This is a genomic window from Kitasatospora sp. NPDC048545 (genome assembly GCF_040651155.1).
GTDB lineage: Bacteria > Actinomycetota > Actinomycetes > Streptomycetales > Streptomycetaceae > Kitasatospora.
Map to the genome: position 1 here is coordinate 105812 of NZ_JBEZIQ010000015.1, position 18057 is coordinate 123868.

The 18057-nt window shown below is 73.4% G+C and carries 14 protein-coding genes and 1 pseudogene; 11 read left to right on the forward strand and 4 right to left on the reverse strand.

Annotation, left to right across the window (positions count from 1 at the left end):
- Window positions 1-268 precede the first annotated feature (268 nt).
- The 10 genes and pseudogenes from AB0D10_RS16840 to AB0D10_RS16885 all read left to right on the forward strand — a co-directional run bounded on the left by AB0D10_RS16840 (window position 269) and on the right by AB0D10_RS16885 (window position 11194).
- Window positions 269-1567 carry an ABC transporter substrate-binding protein gene (locus AB0D10_RS16840; RefSeq protein ID WP_360256563.1) on the forward strand — a complete coding sequence of 433 codons (1299 nt, stop codon included), beginning with the start codon at window positions 269-271 and terminating at the stop codon, window positions 1565-1567.
- A gap of 2 nt (window positions 1568-1569) precedes the next feature.
- Window positions 1570-2535 carry a sugar ABC transporter permease gene (locus tag AB0D10_RS16845; protein WP_360256565.1) on the forward strand — a complete coding sequence of 322 codons (966 nt, stop codon included), beginning with the start codon at window positions 1570-1572 and terminating at the stop codon, window positions 2533-2535.
- Window positions 2536-2581: 46 nt separating this feature from the next.
- Window positions 2582-3427 carry a carbohydrate ABC transporter permease gene (locus AB0D10_RS16850; RefSeq protein ID WP_360256568.1) on the forward strand — a complete coding sequence of 282 codons (846 nt, stop codon included), beginning with the start codon at window positions 2582-2584 and terminating at the stop codon, window positions 3425-3427.
- Between the two features lie 11 nt (window positions 3428-3438).
- Window positions 3439-5325, forward strand: coding sequence for a DUF5107 domain-containing protein (locus AB0D10_RS16855; RefSeq protein WP_360256571.1), 1887 nt, complete (start codon window positions 3439-3441; stop codon window positions 5323-5325).
- Between the two features lie 1443 nt (window positions 5326-6768).
- A pseudogene (locus tag AB0D10_RS16860) lies at window positions 6769-7047 on the forward strand (RICIN domain-containing protein); the annotation flags it as partial.
- A gap of 18 nt (window positions 7048-7065) precedes the next feature.
- The gene (locus tag AB0D10_RS16865; RefSeq protein ID WP_360256573.1) at window positions 7066-7896 is read left to right on the forward strand and encodes an RICIN domain-containing protein; all 831 of its coding nucleotides are present in this window, start codon (window positions 7066-7068) and stop codon (window positions 7894-7896) included.
- A gap of 148 nt (window positions 7897-8044) precedes the next feature.
- A complete protein-coding gene (locus tag AB0D10_RS16870) occupies window positions 8045-8917 on the forward strand; it encodes an SIS domain-containing protein (RefSeq protein WP_360256575.1) in 873 nt (290 codons plus the stop codon).
- The gene (locus AB0D10_RS16875) at window positions 8914-9846 is read left to right on the forward strand and encodes an ROK family protein (protein ID WP_360256578.1); all 933 of its coding nucleotides are present in this window, start codon (window positions 8914-8916) and stop codon (window positions 9844-9846) included. Before AB0D10_RS16870 ends, AB0D10_RS16875 begins: the two co-directional genes overlap by 4 nt.
- On the forward strand, window positions 9843-10346 hold the full coding sequence (locus AB0D10_RS16880) for a PfkB family carbohydrate kinase (protein WP_360256581.1): 504 nt from the start codon (window positions 9843-9845) through the stop codon (window positions 10344-10346). Before AB0D10_RS16875 ends, AB0D10_RS16880 begins: the two co-directional genes overlap by 4 nt.
- Window positions 10337-11194: a class II fructose-bisphosphate aldolase gene (locus AB0D10_RS16885; protein ID WP_360256584.1), complete on the forward strand. Its 858-nt coding sequence runs from the start codon at window positions 10337-10339 to the stop codon at window positions 11192-11194. Before AB0D10_RS16880 ends, AB0D10_RS16885 begins: the two co-directional genes overlap by 10 nt.
- A gap of 215 nt (window positions 11195-11409) precedes the next feature.
- Here the strand turns inward: AB0D10_RS16885 and galT are convergent, their stop codons facing one another.
- Window positions 11410-12513, reverse strand: coding sequence for a galactose-1-phosphate uridylyltransferase (gene galT / locus AB0D10_RS16890; RefSeq protein ID WP_360256587.1), 1104 nt, complete (start codon window positions 12511-12513; stop codon window positions 11410-11412).
- 267 nt (window positions 12514-12780) lie between these two features.
- On the opposite strand from galT, the gene galK reads away from it, so the two are divergent.
- Window positions 12781-13926 (forward strand): galactokinase, encoded by a 1146-nt coding sequence (gene galK, locus AB0D10_RS16895; RefSeq protein WP_360256590.1) that lies wholly within the window; start codon window positions 12781-12783, stop codon window positions 13924-13926.
- A 19-nt stretch (window positions 13927-13945) separates the two neighbouring features.
- Here galK and AB0D10_RS16900 read toward each other — a convergent pair whose 3' ends face one another.
- From AB0D10_RS16900 to AB0D10_RS16910, 3 genes are all read right to left on the reverse strand, one after another.
- Window positions 13946-14752 (reverse strand): DeoR/GlpR family DNA-binding transcription regulator, encoded by an 807-nt coding sequence (locus tag AB0D10_RS16900; protein ID WP_360256593.1) that lies wholly within the window; start codon window positions 14750-14752, stop codon window positions 13946-13948.
- 558 nt (window positions 14753-15310) lie between these two features.
- Window positions 15311-16351 carry an ABC transporter permease gene (locus AB0D10_RS16905; RefSeq protein WP_360256596.1) on the reverse strand — a complete coding sequence of 347 codons (1041 nt, stop codon included), beginning with the start codon at window positions 16349-16351 and terminating at the stop codon, window positions 15311-15313.
- Window positions 16348-17940 carry a sugar ABC transporter ATP-binding protein gene (locus AB0D10_RS16910; RefSeq protein ID WP_360256599.1) on the reverse strand — a complete coding sequence of 531 codons (1593 nt, stop codon included), beginning with the start codon at window positions 17938-17940 and terminating at the stop codon, window positions 16348-16350. Before AB0D10_RS16910 ends, AB0D10_RS16905 begins: the two co-directional genes overlap by 4 nt.
- Window positions 17941-18057: the final 117 nt, after the last annotated feature.

The window sequence follows — 18057 nt, forward strand, 5'->3', positions numbered from 1 at the left end:
TTACCGGTCAACTTGCTTTCGATGAAACGTAGGGCACCGGTGAAGGGCCGTCAAGGTTGATCCAAACCCTTGTCCAGGGCGTGACTTGAGATTTCGTCGCCGAGGCTCTGCCCGGTTGCCCCGAGCCGGACCTCGATTCTGCAAGGACTCTTGATTTACCGGTCAACTCGACCGTATCGTCCCAGCCATCCACAGCGACGCCCCTGTTCCCGGGCCCCGGCTGACGACCCGTCCGCACGGCATCTCGCGCCTCCGAGAGGAACCACCCATGGGTAGAACGACCATGTCCGCACGTCGCGTCCTCGGCGCGGCCACCGCCGTCGCACTCGCGCTCGGGGCGAGCGCCTGCGGCAGCGGCTCGGGGAGCGACGCGAAGGCCGCCGGCAGCTTCAGCTACTGGTCGATGTGGCGCGCCGACGAGCCGCAGGCCCAGGTACTGAAGGCCGCGATCGCCGACTACACCTCCGCCACCGGTGCCAAGGTGAACGTCACCTGGGCGGGCCGGGACATCGCCAAGAAGATCGGCCCGGCGATCGCCGCCAACCAGGCCCCGGACCTGTGGGACGAGTCCGACGACAAGGTCTACGGCACCACCGCCGCGGCCGGTCAGGCGCTCGACCTCTCGCCGGTGCTGCAACTGCAGGTGCCGGAGGAGAACGTCCCGGTCTCCCAGGTCATCCCGGCCAAGTACTTCGACATGCTGCCGAAGGACCCGTCCGGCTCGAACCACTACGTGATCCCGTACGAGGTCGTCACCAACGCGATGTTCTACAACGCGGCCGACCCGGCGGTCGCCGCGGCCATGCCGACCCCGCCCACCGACTGGGCCGGCCTGCTCAAGGTCTGCGACGCGCTGAAGGCGGCCGGGAAGGCGTGCATCGCCTCCGAAGGCGAGGACCCCTGGACCAACGGGCTGTTCTTCGACTACCTGCTCAACGGCGCCGGAGTGAACGTCGCCGAGCTCTCCGCCGACAGGTCCGGCGCGGCCTGGGACAACCCGGCGGTCCTCACCGCGGCGCAGCAGGCGGAGCAGCTGGTCAAGGGCGGCCACCTGATCCCGGGCTACGACGCCACCAAGTTCCCGGCCCAGGAGACCAACTGGACGGCGGGCAAGGCCGCGTTCTACATGGACGGCAGCTACGTCACCGCCGAGATCGCCAAGCAGATCCCGGCCGGCTGGAAGACGGCCTCGATCCTGCCGCCCACCGCGAAGGCCCCGGACGCGGGCCTGTTCGGCTTCGCGATCCCCAAGCGCGCCAAGAACGCGGCCGCGGCGCAGAAGTTCATCGCCTTCTTCCTGCAGAAGAAGCACCTGTCCGGGATCTCCACCACCGCGCTCAACATCACCCCGCGCGCCGACATCCCGGCCCCCGCGGAGCTGGCCGATGTCCAGAAGACCCTCGAAGCCCCGACCCTGCGCCTCGGCTTCGACGGCGTGGGCGGCAGCTGGCTGCCCAAGGTCCTGAACGAGAACTACCTGGACTTCTGGCACGGCAAGATCACGGCCGCCCAGTTCGTCGCCAAGTGCAAGGCCGACCAGGTCACCTACTGGCAGACCGAGGGCTGACGGTGGCGACGACGATCGAGAGCCCGCCCAGGACGGACGCCGCCCGGGGCCGGTCCGGGCGCGCCGTCCGGGCCGGCGTCGGCCCGCTGGAGCGCCAACGCCACCGGGTGTTCTGGCCGTTCACCGCGCCGGCGCTGGTCGCGTACGCGGTGCTGTTCATCGCCCCCGTGTGCTACGCCCTGTGGACCAGCCTGTACCGGTGGGACGGCATGGGCGAGATGGACTGGCGCGGTCTGCAGAACTACACCCTGCTGTTCCGCGACCCGAGGTTCCGCACCTCCCTGTTCAACACGCTCGACATCATGGTCATCGGCGGCACGATCACCTTCGTGCTCAGCTTCGCGCTGACCCTGGTGCTGCGCGAGATGCGGGCCAGGCTCTTCGCCCGGTCGGTGCTGTTCTTCCCGTCGCTGGTCAACGGCATGGTCTTCGGCATCGCGGCCGGCTTCCTGTTCTCGCCCACCGGCCCGGTGAACCAGGCGCTGGAGCTGTTCGGGGTGACGACACCGCCCAAGTGGCTGTCGACGGACAACCTGCTGCCGATGGTCCTGGGCACCCTGGTCTGGACGGCGACCGGCTACTACACCTCGATCATCATGGCGGCGGTCGACCAGATCCCCGACTACCTCTACGAGGCGGCCGAACTGGACGGCGCAGGCCCCTTCCAGCGCTTCCGGCACATCACCCTGCCGTGCGCCTGGGACGTCATCGCGGTCTGCGCGGTGCTGTGGACCGTCAGCTCGGTGAAGATCTTCGAGCTGATCCTGCTCTACGGCGGCAGCACCAACGCCTACCCGCCGGTGAGCAGTTGGAACACCGCCGTGTACGTGTACAGCGAGGCCTTCCCGCAGGGCACCGTCCCCCGGCTGGGCACGGCCACCGCCGCCGCGACGGTCAGCCTGGCCATGGTCACCCTGATCACCGTCGTGCTGCGCCGCCTGCTGCGCCGCGAGCCGATCGAGTACTGACCCGTCGCGTCCCGGCCCCCCACCGCAACCGGAAAGGTCACCACCCGTGCGACGCACCAACCGAGCCGCCGGACTCGCGAGCAGGATCGGCACGGCCGCCGTCTGGCTCGTCGTCGCCGCCGACCTGCTGCTGGTCCTGTGGATCCTCCTGACCTCGCTGCGCAGCGGCCCCGACATCCTGCAGCACGGCTTCGGCCTGCCGACCAGCCCGAAGGCCGACAACTACACCACCGCGCTCGACGCGGGCGGCTTCGCGCGGGCGGCCCTCAACAGCGTGCTCACCGCCGGCCTCTCCTCCGTGGTCGCCGTCGCCCTCGCCGCGCCCTGCGCCTACGCCCTCGCCCGGCGCCGCTCGCGGACCTCCTCGGCACTGACGATGACGTTCGCCATGGGCCTCGGTGTGCCCGGCCAGGTGCTGGTGGTGCCGCTGTTCGTCGGCCTGTCCCGGGTGGACCTGACCGACAGCGACCTCGGCCTCGGGCTGGTCTACGTCGGCCTGGCGATGCCCTTCACGGTCTTCCTGCTGACCGGCTTCTTCAGCGGCATCCCCGGTGTGCTGGAGGAGGCCGCCGTCCTGGACGGCGCCGGACCGGTGCGGACCTTCGTCCAGGTGGTGCTCCCGGTCGCCCGGGGCGGGCTGGTCACCGCCTTCCTCCTGCAGTTCATCACCTCCTGGAACGAGACCCTGTTCGCCCTCGTCCTGACGAACAGTCAGGGGGCGACCACCCTCCCGGTGGCGCTCTCCTCGTTCGTCGCGGCACAGCAGTTCAACGGCCTGGACTTCGGCACGATGTTCGCCGGAGTCTGCATCATCCTCGCCCCGATGATCGCGCTCTTCTCCTGGATGGGCTCGCGGATCATCCAGGGCATGACGGTTGGAATCGGAAAGTGACGTCTTCCCGCGTGACCTCGACACTGCGCACCGACCTGCTCCGCATCGACGGCACCCCCGACCCGGTCGGCGGCGCCCTGCCGATCCTGCACGGCCTGCCCCGGCAGACCGGGGCCGGCGCCGGGGTCGACGACGAGATGCGCCGCAACCTCGCCTACGGGGTGCCCGGCACGCTGCTGCCGTACACCCGGCAGGGCGGGTACGACCGCGTCCGCGCGGAGCGTGAACTCCCGTGCGTGGTCCTGGAGAACGAGAACCTGACCGCGACCTTCCTGCCCTCGCTCGGCGGGCGGCTGTGGTCTCTGGTCCACCGGCCGAGCGGGCGGGAGCTGCTGCACCGCAACCGGATCCTCCAGCCCGCCAACCTCGCCCTGCGTGACGCCTGGCTGGCCGGCGGGGTGGAGTGGAACCTCGGCGCCACCGGGCACTGGCCGCTGACCTGCGAGCCGCTGCACGCCGTCCGGGTGGCGGCGCCGGACGGCACCCCGGTCCTGCGGATGTACGCCTTCGAGCGGCTGCGGCGCCTGGTCCTGCGACTGGATGCCTGGCTGCCCGCCGGCTCCCCGGTGCTGTACGTCCACATCGCCGTGCACAACCCCTCGCCCACCGAGACGCCGGTCTACTGGTGGTCCAACATCGCCGTGCCCGAGGACCGGGACGTCCGGGTCCTCGGCCCGGCCGGCCACGCCTTCCACTGCGACTACGTCAGCGACCTGCGGCGGGTGCCCTTCCCGGAGGTCGACGGCACCGACCGCAGCTACCCCGGCCGGCTGCCGCGCGCCGCCGACTACTTCCTCGACCTGCCCGCCGGCCGACGCCCCTGGATCGCCGCGCTGGACCGCGCCGGCACCGGGCTCGTCCAGACCTCCACCGCGCGGCTGCGCGGCCGCAAGCTGTTCTGCTGGGGCACCGGCACCGGCGGCAAGCACTGGCAGGAGTGGCTCTCCGGCCCGGGTGCCGCGTACCTGGAGATCCAGGCGGGCCTGGCCCGCACCCAGTTGGAGCACCTCCCGATGCCCGCCGGCGCCACCTGGTCCTGGACCGAGGCGTACGGCCTGCTGCAGGCCGATCCGCAGGTCGTGCACGGGAGTTGGGAAGGCGCCCGGGAGGCCGCCGGCGAGGCGCTGGACCGGCTGGTCCCGCCGCTGGAGCTGGAGCTGGCCGACGCGCTGGCCGACGGGTTCGGCGCGCCCGAAGAGGTGCTGGCCGAGGGCGCAGGCTGGGCCGCGCTGGAGATCGAGGCCGGCGCCCTGCCGGCCTCGCCCGGTCTGCCCTTCGGCGAGCCGACGGCCGCCCAGGAGCCCTGGCGGCAACTCCTCAAGACCGGAACGCTCCCGGTCTGCGACCCGCCGGCCGAGCCGGTCACCGGCGCGCACTGGCAGCTGCTGCTGGAGGGGCACGCCACGGACTGGCACGCGCTGTACCAGCTCGGGCTGCTGCGTCTGGCGGCCGGGGAGCGGGAGTCCGCCCGGGAGGCGTTCGAGCGCTCCGTCGCCGCGCAGGCCTCGCCCTGGGCGCTGCGCTCGCTCGCGTTCCTCACGCCGGAACCGCGGGAGGCCGCCGAGCTCATGCGTTCGGCTCACCGACTCCGGCCGGAACTACGGGAGTTGACGATCGAGACGCTGGAGTCGCTGCGGCGTGCCGAGCGCTCCGCCGAGGCCCTGGCGTTGATCGAGGAGCTCTCCCCGGCTGACCGGGCGCACGGGCGGATCAGGCTGGTCGAGGCGGAGGCGGCGCACGCCTGCGGCGACGACGACCGGGTCCGGCGCCTGCTGGCCGAGGGGATCCAGGTCGATACCATGCGCGAGGGTGAACTCTCCCTGGACTCCCTCTGGCTCGCCGTCCACCCCGGCACACCGGTGCCGCCGCAGTACGACTTCCGGATGGCCGACGGCTGACCGCCGGCTTCCCCCGCGACCACTCTCCCGTTCCGCACCCCCCACAGCAGGGGCGCAACGGTGCGCCCCGTCACGGAAGAGGAGCAGTACCCGTGTCACTCCTACGCACCCGATGGGCCCACGCGCTCACCGCCACCGCGCTGGCGGCGCTCGGCGCCGGCACCCTGTCCGCCGCACCCGCACCGGCCCCCGCCAAACCGGCGCCCGCCGCCACGTACACGATCGCGATCGGCGGGACCGGCTCGTACGCGTACCCCGACGACACGCCGGCCGGTGTCTACACCGACAAGGACGGCACGTTCTACTTCCAGCAGTCGCACTCGCTGTACGGCGCGAAGGACTCGCGGCAGTGGGACTTCTACACCGGCAAGGACTTCGAGAGCGCCACCAGGTCGGCCGCGATCAGCGACGCCGTCAACCCCGCCGACCCGAACGACCGGAACGACGACACCACCCGGCGGTGCAACAACAGCCCCACCGGTCTGCCGGCCACCGACCCGCCGCAGGGCTCCGGCTACTCCCAGCGCAACTTCTGCGACCTGGTCGGGGTCTGGGTCGACCCGGACACCGGCGACTGGTACGGGCTGGTGCACAACGAGTTCACCCCGCAGCCCTTCGGCGACGGCCTGCACTACGACGCGATCGACTACGCCGTCTCCACCGACCAGGGCCGGACCTGGGCCATCAAGGACCACGTCATCACCTCCCCGTACAGCACCGCCCGGGGTGACGACGCCGCCTTCCCCAACCAGACCTACGACTACGGCGACGGTGACCCCCGCCTGTTCGTCGACACCGCCTCGGGCTACTTCTACGTCTACTACGGCTCCCGGATCATCCCCAAGGCCGGCGTGGGCGGCGGCAACGGCGGCCTGGCCCACGTCGCGCGCGCCCCGATCTCGGGGAAGATGGCGCCCGGCTCGTGGCAGAAGTGGTACGACGGCACCTGGGCGCAGCCCGGCCGGGGCGGCCTGGAGAGCACCATGGTGCCGGTCACCCCGACGGCGCCGACCGGGTACACCCCGCCCGCGAACGACTACCACCCGAGCACCCCCGGCTCGGTGGACCAGCAGGTCCGGGCGGGCCGACTCCCGGCCAAGTCACCGCTGTTCATCATGAACATCGCCTACGACGCCTACCTGGGCCTGTACATCGGCGAACCCGAGGTGGTCTCCGGCACCGCACCGCAGCAGTTCTACGCCACCAAGGACCTCGCCACCCAGCAGTGGAGCCTGATCGGCGACAGCGGCAGCGGCTACACCTCCGGCTCCTGGTACCGCTGGATGCTCGACCCCGCCTCGCACCGGCGGCACCGTCATCGGCAGGACCTTCCGCTCGTACTGCTCCATCGCCTGCGCCACCTCCGACGGCGAGTACGCCGACATCACCATCGACTCCTCCGCGCCGACCGCCCCGCCGGTCGACCTGACGAGGACCTACCGGATCCAGAGCGGCAACGGCCGGGTCCTCACCCAGGCCGCCGGCGGCTCCGCGGTCACCTCCGCGGCCCGGCCCGCCGGATCCGTCCGCGAGTCCTGGAGGTTCCTGGCCGAGGGAGACGGCTCCTACCGGATCGCCAACGCGGCCACCGGGCAGCTGCTGGGCGTCGACTCCGCGTCGACGGCCGGCCGGGCCTGGGGCGCCGGGCTGACCGCGACCACCGCCGTCGGTGGGAACGCCACGGTCGGTCAGCAGTGGTTCATCCTCCCCGGCAAGGCCGACAAGGGCCGATTCCAGCTGGTGAACCGTTACAGCGGCCTGGTGATCGGCATGTCCGGCACCGCCGGGCGGCTCGCCGAGACCGCGCCCGCCCGTTCCTGGAGCGACACCACGGGCAGCACGGTCGGTGCCGGCCGCACGGCGGCCGAGCAGGCCCTCTCCTTCGCCCCGACCGGAACGGCCCCCGAGGCGGTCGTGCTCACCGCCCCCGGCGACCAGTCCGGCACCGTGGGCCAGGCCGCCTCGGTCCGGCTCGGGGCCACCGACAGCGCCGGCAAGCCGCTCGCCTTCACGGCGACCGGCCTGCCCGCCGGGTTCTCCGTCAGCCCCGCGGGCCTGATCACCGGCACCCCGACCGGTGCCGGGGTCTCCACCGTCACCGTCACCGCCTCGTCCGGCACCGCGAGCGCCTCGGCCACCTTCACCTGGACGGTCGCGCCGGACCTCAGCGGGAACCACACGCCGACCACGGGCGGCAAGGCCCTCGACGACGCGGACGGCAGCACCACCGCCGGGAACGGCCTCATCACCTGGACCGCGTCCGGCGCCGCCAACCAGCTGTGGCAGTTCCGTCGGCAGCCGGACGGCTCCTACGAGCTGGTCAACGGCCTCTCGTCGATGTGCGCCGACGTCGACGGCGGCTCCACCGCCGCCGGCGCCCGGATCATCCAGTGGCCGTGCACCGGCGGCGCCAACCAGCACTGGAAGGTCCGGCCGACGGGCGACGGCTCGTACACCGTCACCTCGGCCCGCAGCGGACTGCAGCTCACCACCGCCTCGACCGCCGACGGCGCCCCGGTGACGCAGGAGCCGGACACCGGCTCGCCGCTGCAGCGGTGGTCGATCGGCTGACCCGGGCCCGTCCGGGGAGACGGGCCCGGCGCCGGGCTCCCGGGGCTGCCACCCCGGGGCCCGGCACCCCCCATTCCCACCCGACGCGCGACCGCACACGAACGTGCACGACCGCACACGAACGTGCACGACAACCCAGGAGGACGTCATGGCCCACGTGGACGACGAGATCGCGAGCCAGCCCGAGTGCTGGCAGCGCGCCCTCGACCTGACCCCGAAGCAGCTGCCCGAACCCGGCGAGCGCGTGGCGGTCGTCGGCTGCGGCACCTCGCTGTACATCGCCCAGGCCTACGCGGCGCTGCGCGAGAGCCTCGGACTGGGGGAGACCGACGCCTTCGCTGCCTCCGAGTTCCCGACGGCCCGGCGCTACGACCGGGTGGTGGCCCTCACCCGCTCCGGTACGACCACCGAGGTGCTGGACGCGCTGGCGCGCACCCGGGGCACCGAGACGGTGGCGATCACCGCCGACCCGTCCACCCCGGTCGGCGAGGTCGCCCGGCACGTGGTGGCACTGGAGTTCGCCGACGAGGAGTCCGTCGTGCAGACCAGGTTCGCCACCACCGCCCTCGTCCTGCTGCGCGCGCACCTGGGCGCCGTGCCGCCGGACCTGCCCCAGCAGGCGAGCCGGGCACTGACCGCCGCGCTGCCCGAAGGGGCGCTCGGCGCCGGACAGTTCACCTTCCTGGGCACCGGCTGGACCTGCGGCGTGGCGCAGGAGGCGGCGCTCAAGGTCCGGGAGGCGTCCTCCTCGTGGACGGAGTCCTACCCGGCCATGGAGTACCGGCACGGACCGATCAGCGTCAGCGGCCCCGGCAGTGTGGTGTGGTTCCTCGGCGTGCCGCCGGCGGGCCTCGTGCCGCAGATCGAGCGGACCGGTGCGCGGGTCTCGGTGTCCGACCTCGACCCGCTGGCGGACCTGATCCGAGCACAGCGCCTCGCCGTCCGGCTGGCCGTCGGCCGCGGCCTGGACCCCGACCGTCCGCGCCACCTGACCCGGTCGATCGTGCTGGACGGGTCGTGACCCCGGTCGCAGACAGTGTCATCGCGCTGGACGTCGGCGGCACGCACATCAAGGGCGTCGTGGTCGACGGCGGCCGGCCGGTCGAGTCCGCGCAGTGGCCCACCCGGGCCGAGCGCGGGCCGGACGCCGTCCTCGACACGGTGCTGCGGTGCGCGGACGACCTGAGGGCCCGAGCCGCCCGTCGGGGCACGCCGCCACGGGCTGCCGGGATCGCCGTCCCCGGCCTGGTGGACGAGACCAGCGGCACCGCCGTCCTCGCCGCCAACCTCGGCTGGCGCGACCTGCCCGTGCGCAGCCGGGCGGAGGAGCACCTGGACCTCCCGGTGGCCTTCGGGCACGACGTCCGGGCCGGCGCCCTGGCGGAGAGCCGCCTGGGCGCGGGGCGCGGCTGCGCCTCCTTCGTCTTCGTCCCGGTCGGCACCGGGATCGCCGCCGCGCCGGTGGTCGGCGGACGGGTGTTCGCGGGCAGCCGCGGATTCGCGGGCGAACTGGGCCACCTGGTGGTACGACCCGGCGGCGATCCGTGCGTCTGCGGCAACCACGGCTGCGTGGAGACGCTGGCCTCCGCCTCGGCGATCGCCCGCCGCTACCGGAGGGCCACCGGGGACGCCGGGGCGAGCGCCGAGGACGTCCGCGCCCGGGCCGTGTCGGGCGACCGCCCGGCCGGCCGGGTCTGGACCGAGGCGGTCGAGGCGCTGGCCGACGGCCTGGCCGCGCTGACCGTGCTGCTCGACCCGGAGCGCCTGGTCATCGGCGGCGGGCTGGCCCTGGCCGGCGAGGCGTACCTGACGCAGCTGGGGACCGCACTCGCCGAGCGGCTGCCGTTCCGCCCGGCGCCGCCGCTGGTGGCCGCGGAACTGGGTCACCGGGCCGGCAGTCTGGGGGCGGCCCTGCTGGCCGAGGATCTGTCGGCGGGTGGTGGCCGGTGATCCTCACCGTCACGCTCGACGCCGCCCCGGACCTCACCTACCGGCTGCCGGAGGTCCGGCCGCACGCGAGCAACCGCGTGCGGAGCGTCAGCGGGCAGGCGGGCGGCAAGGGCATCAACGTCGCCCGTGTCCTCGCCGCCCCCGGGCACGCCGCGACCGTCACCGGCCTGGTCGGCGGGCCGACCGGACAGGCCGTCCGGGCCGAGCTTGCCGAGGCCGGACTGCCGGACGAACGGGTCGAGGTCGCGGGGGAGACCCGCCGGACGGTCGCGGTGGCGGACGACCGGGACACCACCGTGCTCCTGGAACCCGGGCCCGAGATCTCGCCGCCGGAGTGGCGGCGCTTCCTCGCCCACCTGCGCCGGGCCGTGGCGTTGTCCGCCGCCGCTGTCCTCGCCCCGCAGGCCGGCCGTTTCGACGCGGAGGCCCACCACCTGCTCGCCCTCGTCCGGACCGAGGAGCTCGGCCGGACGCACCCTCAAGGAGAAGCATGCCCCTAGTCGGAACCGGGGAGATCGTCGCACCCGCCGCCCGCGGCGGCTACGGTGTCGGCGCGTTCAACGTGATCCAGCTGGAACACGCCGAGGCCATCGTCACCGGGGCGGAGGCGGCCGGCGTGCCGGTGGTCCTGCAGATCAGCGAGAACGCGGTGCGCTACCACGGGGGGCTCGCGCCCGTCGGCGGCGCCGCGCTCGCGGTGGCCCGGGCGGCGGCCGTGCCGGTGGCCGTCCACCTGGACCACGCCACCGAGCCGGCCCTGGTGGCGGAGGCGGTCCGGCTCGGCTTCGGGTCGGTGATGTTCGACGCCTCGGTGCTGCCGTACGCGCAGAACGTGCGGGCCACGGCCGAGGTGGCGGGGCTGTGCCACGCCTCGGACGTCTGGGTGGAGGCCGAACTCGGCGAGGTCGGCGGCAAGGACGGCGTGCACGCGCGGGGTGCCCGGACCGACCCGGCCGAGGCGGCCGAGTTCACCGCGCGCACCGGCGTCGACGCGCTGGCCGTCGCCGTGGGTACCTCGCACGCCATGCTCACCCGCACCGCGAAGCTGGACCTCGACCTGGTCGCCGCCCTGCGGGCCGCCGTACCGGTGCCGCTGGTGCTGCACGGCTCCTCGGGGGTGTCGGACGAGACCTTGGCGCGGGCGGTCGCGCACGGCATGACGAAGGTCAACATCGCGACCCACCTCAACCAGGCGTTCACCGCGGCGGTCCGCGACCGCCTCGCCTCCGAGCCCGCGCTGGTCGACACCCGGATCTATCTGGGGGCCGGCCGGGAGGCGGTGGCCCGGGAGGTGGCGCACCTGCTCGGGGTGCTGACCGCGCCGCGGCCGGCGGTCGCCACGCCCTGACCCGGGAAGCGTCACGGCCGCCCGTCCCTGTCGGGGGAGGGCGGCCGTCGTCGTTCGCGGCCGGAGGCTGCGGCCACGTCCAAGCCCTGATCGCGCTCGCACGGCGCCGGTGGATGTCCTGTGGGTCCACCTGCGCGACAGCCGGGTCTTCACCCCCACTCAGCCGGTCGCGCAGGCGGCTTGACTCCGTCCTCGAACTCCTCCTGGTCGCCGGGTCAGCCGGGCACGATGCCGCGCAGCCGCTCGGCGGCGGCCTCCGGGTTCACATCGGTGACGAAGGCGTCGAGTCCGGATTCCACGCCCGCCAGGTACTTGAGCTTGCCGGGCGCGCGCCGGATGGTGAACAGTTCCAGGTGCAGCGCGAGTTCGTCGCCGCCGTCCTTCGGCGCCTGGTGCCAGGCGGAGATGTACGGGGTCCGGTTCGGCGCGGAGCCGGCGGGCGCGGGGAACAGGCGGTCGAAGCGGCGCAGCAGGTCGAGGTAGAGGCGGGGGAACTCGGCGCGCTCGGCCTCGTCCAGTGCGGTGAGGTCGCGGACCCGGCGGTGGGGGTAGAGGTGGACCTCGTACGGCCAGCGGGCGGCGAACGGTACGAAGGCGGTCCAGTGCTCGCCCTGGAGCACCAGGCGTTCGGGGGCGGCCCGTTCGGCGGCGACGAGGTCCTCGAAGAGGTTACGTCCGGTGCTCGCCCGGTGCGCCTCGGCCCGGGTGATCATCCGGGTGGTGCGGGAGGGGACGAAGGGGAAGGCGTAGATCTGCCCGTGCGGGTGGGCCAGCGTGACGCCGATCTCCTCGCCGCGGTTCTCGAAGCAGTACACCTGCTGCACGTCGGGCAGGGCGGACAGCTCGGCCGTGCGGTCGGTCCAGGCGTCCAGCACCAGACGGGCCTTGGCCTCGTCCAGGTCGGCGAAGGAGGCGTCGTGGTCGGGGGCGAAGCAGACCACCTCGCAGCGGCCGGTGCCCGGCCGGAGGGTGCGCAGGGGCTCGTCGTGGGCCGTGACATGAGCGGCCGAGTCCGGGGCGAGCGAGGGGAAGCGGTTCTCGAAGACCACGACCTGGTAGTCGCCCGCCGGGACCTCGCTCAGTCTTCCTTCCCGGGAGGGGCAGAGCGGGCACTCGCCGGCCGGCGGGTGGTAGGTCCGCTGCTGGCGGTGGGCGGCGACCGTCACCCACTCGCCGAGCACCGGGTCGAGCCGGGTCTCGGAGAGGCTCGCGGCGGGCTCCAGCGGGCGTTCGTCCAGGGCGTCGCGAAGCGTGCCCGGCCCCCGGTCGTAGTAGAAGAGTGCGCGGCCGTCGGCCAGCTTGGTCGCGGTCTTGTGCACCGCTGTGCTCCTTATGCGTGGGGCGTCGGCCCGCCTGTGCCGACGTCAAACAGAATCAAACATTTGCGATCGTTTGTCAACAGGTTTAGACCTGCCGCCGATCGCCGGATGTCCTCGACTTGCGCTGTCCCCGGCGGGAAAGCCGCAGGTGTTGACCGCAGATGCCAATCATGTTTGATTATGTCGAAATCAGCTCCCGTCCGCCGGTGAATGGCCCCTGCGGGAGCCGAAAACGACGCACGCGCACGACGTACGGGAGCTGAACAGATGACCGAGCAGGCCGCCATCGACTTCGAGGCCGTCCACGGCGCCCGGCCGAGCGGCGTGTGGGCCGCTCCCGGCCGGGTGAACCTGATCGGTGAGCACACCGACTACAACGACGGTTTCGTCCTGCCCATCGCACTCCCGCACAGCGTCGAGGTCACCGCCCGCCGCCGCGAGGACGGCCGGGTGCGGCTGTACAGCGCCCAGGGCGACGGCACGATCACCGACCTCGCGCTCGACGGCCTGGCCCCCGGCGTGGTCACCAGCTGGGCCGCCTACCCGGTCGGCGTGTTCTGGGCCCTCGCCGAGGCCGGGCACACGGTCGGCGGCGCCGACCTGTTCTTCGACAGCGACGTGCCGACCGGAGCCGGGCTCTCCTCCTCCGCCGCCCTGGAGTGCGCCACCGCCGCCGCCCTGAACGACCTGTACGGGCTCGGCCTGTCCGCGCCGGAACTCGCCCTGGTCGCCCAGCGGGCCGAGAACGCCTTCGTCGGCGTGCCCTGCGGGGTGATGGACCAGATGGCCTCCGCCTGCTGCACCGACGGCGCCGCGCTGTTCCTGGACACCCGGACGCTGGAGCAGCGGCACGTCCCGCTCGACCTGGAGGCGGCCGGGCTGCGGCTGCTGGTGATCGACACCCGGGTCAAGCACGACCTCGGCGACGGCGCCTACGCCGCCGTGCGGGCCGGCTGCGAGCGCGCCGCCGGCCTGCTCGGTCTGGACGCCCTGCGCGACCTGCCGGCCGCCGACCTCACCGCGGCCCTCGCGCGCCTTCCCCGGGAACTCGCCCCGCTGGTGCGGCACGTGGTCACCGAGAACCAGCGGGTGGTCGACACGATCGCGCACCTGGAAGGCGGCCGGATCGCGGCGCTGGGGCCGATCCTGACGGCCGGACACGCCTCGCTGCGCGACGACTACCGGGTCTCCTGCCCCGAGACGGACCTCGCGGTCGAGGCCGCCGTGGCCGCCGGCGCGCTGGGCGCCCGGATGACCGGCGGCGGTTTCGGCGGGTCCGTCATCGCCCTGGTCGGGGCCGCCGACGTGGAACCGGTCGCGGAAGCGGTGCGGTCGACCTTCCGCTCGGCGGGCTTCGCCGCCCCGGTGGCTTTCACCGCGCTGCCGTCGGCAGGGGCGCGACGGGTGGCCTGACCGGTCCGGAGCCGCCCGGTCAGCCGGCGGCCGGCACCACGACGAGCTCGCCGACCGCGTCGGCGAGCTCGCTGCGGGCCGCCGCCGGAAGGGCGTCGTCGGTGATGAAGCAGTCGACCTCCGCCAGGGTCGCGAAGCTGCTCAGGCCGACGACGCCCCACTTCGTGTGGTCGGCGACCACGACGGTGCGGCGGGCGGAGGCGATCAGGGCCCGGTTGGTCTGTGCCTCGGCCAGGTTGGGCGTGGTGAGCCCGGCCCGCTCGCTGACGCCGTGCACACCCAGGATGAGCAGGTCCACGTGGAGGGTGCGGATCGTCTGGTCCGCGAGGGCCCCCACCAGGGCCGCGGAGCGGGTCGGCGCCCCTCCGGTCACCAGCAGCGACGGGACGGACTCCCGCCCGTCGCTCTCGGCCGCCCACAGCAGGTCCGCGATCCGCAGGGAGTTGGTCACGACCGTCAGCTGCGGAATCTCCAGCAGTCGGGAGGCGACCGCGTAGGTGGTGGTGCCGGCGGACAGTGCGACCACGCTGCCCGGTTCCACGAGCTGCGCCGCCGCGTCCGCGAGGGCGGCCTTGGTGCCCTCCTCCAGTTCGGACTTGACGTCGAAGCCGGGCTCGTCCGTGCTCGCGGCTCCCAGTGCGATGGCGCCGCCGTGGACCTTCTGCACGGAGCCCTGGCGCGCCAGGGCGTCCAGGTCGCGGCGGATCGTCATGTCCGACACGCCGAACTGTTCGACCAGTTCGGCGACGCGTACCGCGCCGGCCTTGCGGATGGCCTCCAGGATCAGCGCCTGGCGCTGCGGGGCGAGCAAACTCTGATCAGCCACGGAGGCCCTTTCGATCGAACGGGTGCCTGGTTGCTCCCGCTTCCTTCCGGGGGTCGACCCTGTCACGGTCGTGGACGGACGCGCGCGACCGCTCCGGGAGGGGCGGGGCGGCCGGAACGTTCGCGTCGGCGTCCGGGCCGCGTCCGGTCGCGACATGATCCAGTATTCCAGGACGCCGGTGCCTCCCACGTCCGTCGGCCGAGGCCGTGGGGCGACGAGCTGCCGCACCCGCCCGGATGCACGGAACTGCCGGTGTCACTCTCAGGGTGGCACCGGCAGTTCCGTTCGCGGTCCGGCCGACCCTCGACGGCCGACCGCTCGTTCCGCCACCGGCCGGCTCCGGACCCGCTGCCACTGTGCGGCGGACCGGTCACGCGACCGGCCGGGGCGGACGTCAGGGGAGTCGGACCAGCGGGACACCGGATCCCGGCGTCCGCGGGTCGGGCCCGGTGGGGGAGGCGGTCCCGCGCGGCGTGCGTCGGGAGGTCCGGCGTCCCGGGAGGTCCGGTTCCCGTGCGGCGGGGCGTTGCGGCGCCCCGCCGCACGGGGGTCTGGGGGTCAGGCGGGCAGGCCGACCGCGCGCTCGCGGTTGCGGCGCTGCTGGATGACGACGGCGGCGACCAGCAGGGCGCCCTGGGCGACGTTCTGCCAGAAGGCGTTGATGCCCTGGACGGTGAGGCCGTTCTGCAGGGCGCCGAGCAGCGCCACGGCGAGCAGGGTGCCGCCGATGCTCCCCTTGCCGCCCTTGAGGGCGCAGCCGCCGAGCGCCGCGGCGGTGATCGACTGCAGCTCCAGGCCCTCGCTGCCGGAGACCGGCTGGCCGCTGCCGGTGCGGGCGGTGAGCAGCACCCCGGCCAGGGCCGCGACGGTGCCGGAGAGGGCGTAGGCGGCGATCAGGTACTTGTTCAGGTTGATGCCCGCCAGCCGGGCCGCGGTGTCGTTGCCGCCGATGGCGTAGATGTTGCGGCCGATGTCGGTGTAGGTGAGCAGGGCGTGCACCGCTGCGGCGGTGAGGATGAGCAGCCACACCATCGTGGGCAGGCCGGCGATCTTGCCCCGGCTGAGGAAGACGAAGACCGGGTCGTTGAGAACGTAGCCCTGGGCGCGGCCGTCCGAGACGAGTTGGGCGACGCCCTTGTAGGCGGCCAGTCCGGCGAGGGTGGCGATGGTCGGGTTGACCCGGCCGTAGATGATGACGACGCCGTTGAACAGGCCGATGCCGGCGCCGATGGCGAGCGCGGCCCCGATGCCGAGGAAGGGGCTGGAGCCGGCGGACGTGAAGACCATGGCGCTGGTGACGGAGGCGAGGCCGGCCTGGGAGCCGACCGAGATGTCGAGGCCGCCGCAGATGATCACGACAGTCTGGACGACGGCGAGCAGGCCGGAGATGGTGGCGGCTTCGGCGATGACCTGGATGTTGTCCCAGCCGACGAAGTTGGGGTTGAGCGAGCCGAAGAGGGCGACGACGGCGGCGAGGGCGCCGATCAGGCTGAGGTTCTGGCCGCCGATCGTGGCGAGCAGTGCGCGCGGGCCGCCGGACCGGCCGGGCAGGGCCCCGGCGTCCGGCGCCGGGGTGGTCGGGGGAGTGGCGGTGGTCATCGGGTCTCTCCGGTCTGGGCGGGGGCGGTGGTGGCGAGGTCGTCGGCCGTCGCGAGGTCGTCGGCCATGGCGAGGGCGAGGATGGCCTCCTCCGTCGCCTGGTCACGGCTCAGTTCGCCGGTGGTGCGGCCGTTCTGCATCACCACGACCCGGTCGGCGAGGCCGAGGACTTCGGGCAGCTCGGAGGAGATGACCAGGACGGCGGTGCCCTCGCGGGCGAGGTCGGCGATGATCTGGTAGATCTCGGCCTTGGCGCCGATGTCGACGCCGCGGGTGGGTTCGTCGAGGATCAGCAGGTCGGGCCTGTGGGCGAGCCAGCGGGCGAGTACGACCTTCTGCTGGTTGCCGCCGGACAGGGTGCGGACCTCGGCCTCGATGGAGGGGGCGCGGACCCGCAGCCGGTCGGCGTACTCCTGGGCGAGGGCCTTCTCCTGGCGGTGCTTCACGAAGCGCCAGCGGCTGAGTCGGCGCAGGCTGACCAGCGAGGTGTTGTCGCGGATGGTGCGCTGCAGGAACAGCGCCTGGGCCTTGCGCTCCTCGGGGGCCAGGCCGATGCCGGCGGCGATGGCGGTGCGCGGGTCCTTCAGCCGCAGGACCTCGCCGTTGAGGGTCACCGTGCCGGAGCGGATCGGGGCGTCGCCGGCCAGGGCGAGGGCGAGTTCGGAGCGTCCGGCGCCGATCAGGCCGGCCAGGGCGACGACCTCGCCGGCCTTCACGTGGAGGCTGATGCCGCTCACGTCGTCGGTGGTGAGGCCCTGCACGTCCAGGACGACGCGGTCGGTGGCGACCTGCTGGCGGACGAACAGTGAGGACAGGTCGCGGCCGACCATGAGCCGCACGAGCTCGCTCTCGTCGGTGGCGCCGGCCTCGACCACCCCGGCGACCCGGCCGTCGCGCAGCACGGCGATCCGGTCGGCGAGCCGGAAGATCTCCTTCATCCGGTGGGAGACGTAGATGACCGCGATGCCCTCGTCGCGAAGCCGTCCGATCAGGGCGAACAGGGCCTCGACCTCGTGCTCGGAGAGCGAGGAGGTGGGCTCGTCGAAGGCGATCGCCCGCGGCGGGACGGCGCCGGTCAGGGCTCGCATGATCTCGACCAACTGGCGCTGGGCGGCGGTGAGTTCGGAACCGAGGAGGTCGGGGTCGAGGACCTTCTCGAAGCCCAGGCGCGCCAGGTCGGCGGTGATCCGGCGGCGCAGTTCGGCGCGGTCCAGGCGACGGCCGGCCCGGCGGGGCAGCGAGCCGGCGTAGACGTTCTCGGCAACCGGGACGTGCGGGATGATCTCGGGTTCCTGCGGGATGATCCGGATCCCGGCGCGGCGGGCGTCCTGCGGGGAGTGCAGGTCGACGGTCTCGCCGTCCAGCAGGACGCGTCCCTCGGTGGGGCGGTGGTCGCCGGTGAGGATGCGCAGCAGGGTGGACTTCCCGGCGCCGTTCTCGCCCATCAGGGCGGTGACCCGGCCGGGCGGGAAGGTGAGGGTGACGTCCTTCAGGGCCTGGACGGAGCCGAAGCGCTTGGACACGCCCTCGGCGCTCAGGCCGGGGGAGCCGCTCGGCGGCGGGAGGGGGGACGGTGCGGGTGTGGTCATCGGGGCCTCGTTGGCAGTGCGGTGCGTACGGTCTGGGGAGCCGGGCGTACGGTCTCCGGGCGCGGGCCTGCGGTCGCGCGTACGGGTCTCCGGGAGCGGCGCCGGTACGGCGGGTCG

What these genes read in the sequence shown, in the direction of transcription:
- AB0D10_RS16840 (WP_360256563.1), top strand. Translation starts at nt 269, where the DNA reads ATGGGTAGAACGACCATGTCCGCACGTCGCGTCCTCGGCGCGGCCACC.
- AB0D10_RS16870 (WP_360256575.1), top strand. Translation starts at nt 8,045, where the DNA reads ATGGCCCACGTGGACGACGAGATCGCGAGCCAGCCCGAGTGCTGGCAG.
- AB0D10_RS16885 (WP_360256584.1), top strand. Translation starts at nt 10,337, where the DNA reads ATGCCCCTAGTCGGAACCGGGGAGATCGTCGCACCCGCCGCCCGCGGC.
- galK (WP_360256590.1), top strand. Translation starts at nt 12,781, where the DNA reads ATGACCGAGCAGGCCGCCATCGACTTCGAGGCCGTCCACGGCGCCCGG.
- AB0D10_RS16905 (WP_360256596.1), bottom strand. Translation starts at nt 16,351, where the DNA reads ATGACCACCGCCACTCCCCCGACCACCCCGGCGCCGGACGCCGGGGCC.
- AB0D10_RS16910 (WP_360256599.1), bottom strand. Translation starts at nt 17,940, where the DNA reads ATGACCACACCCGCACCGTCCCCCCTCCCGCCGCCGAGCGGCTCCCCC.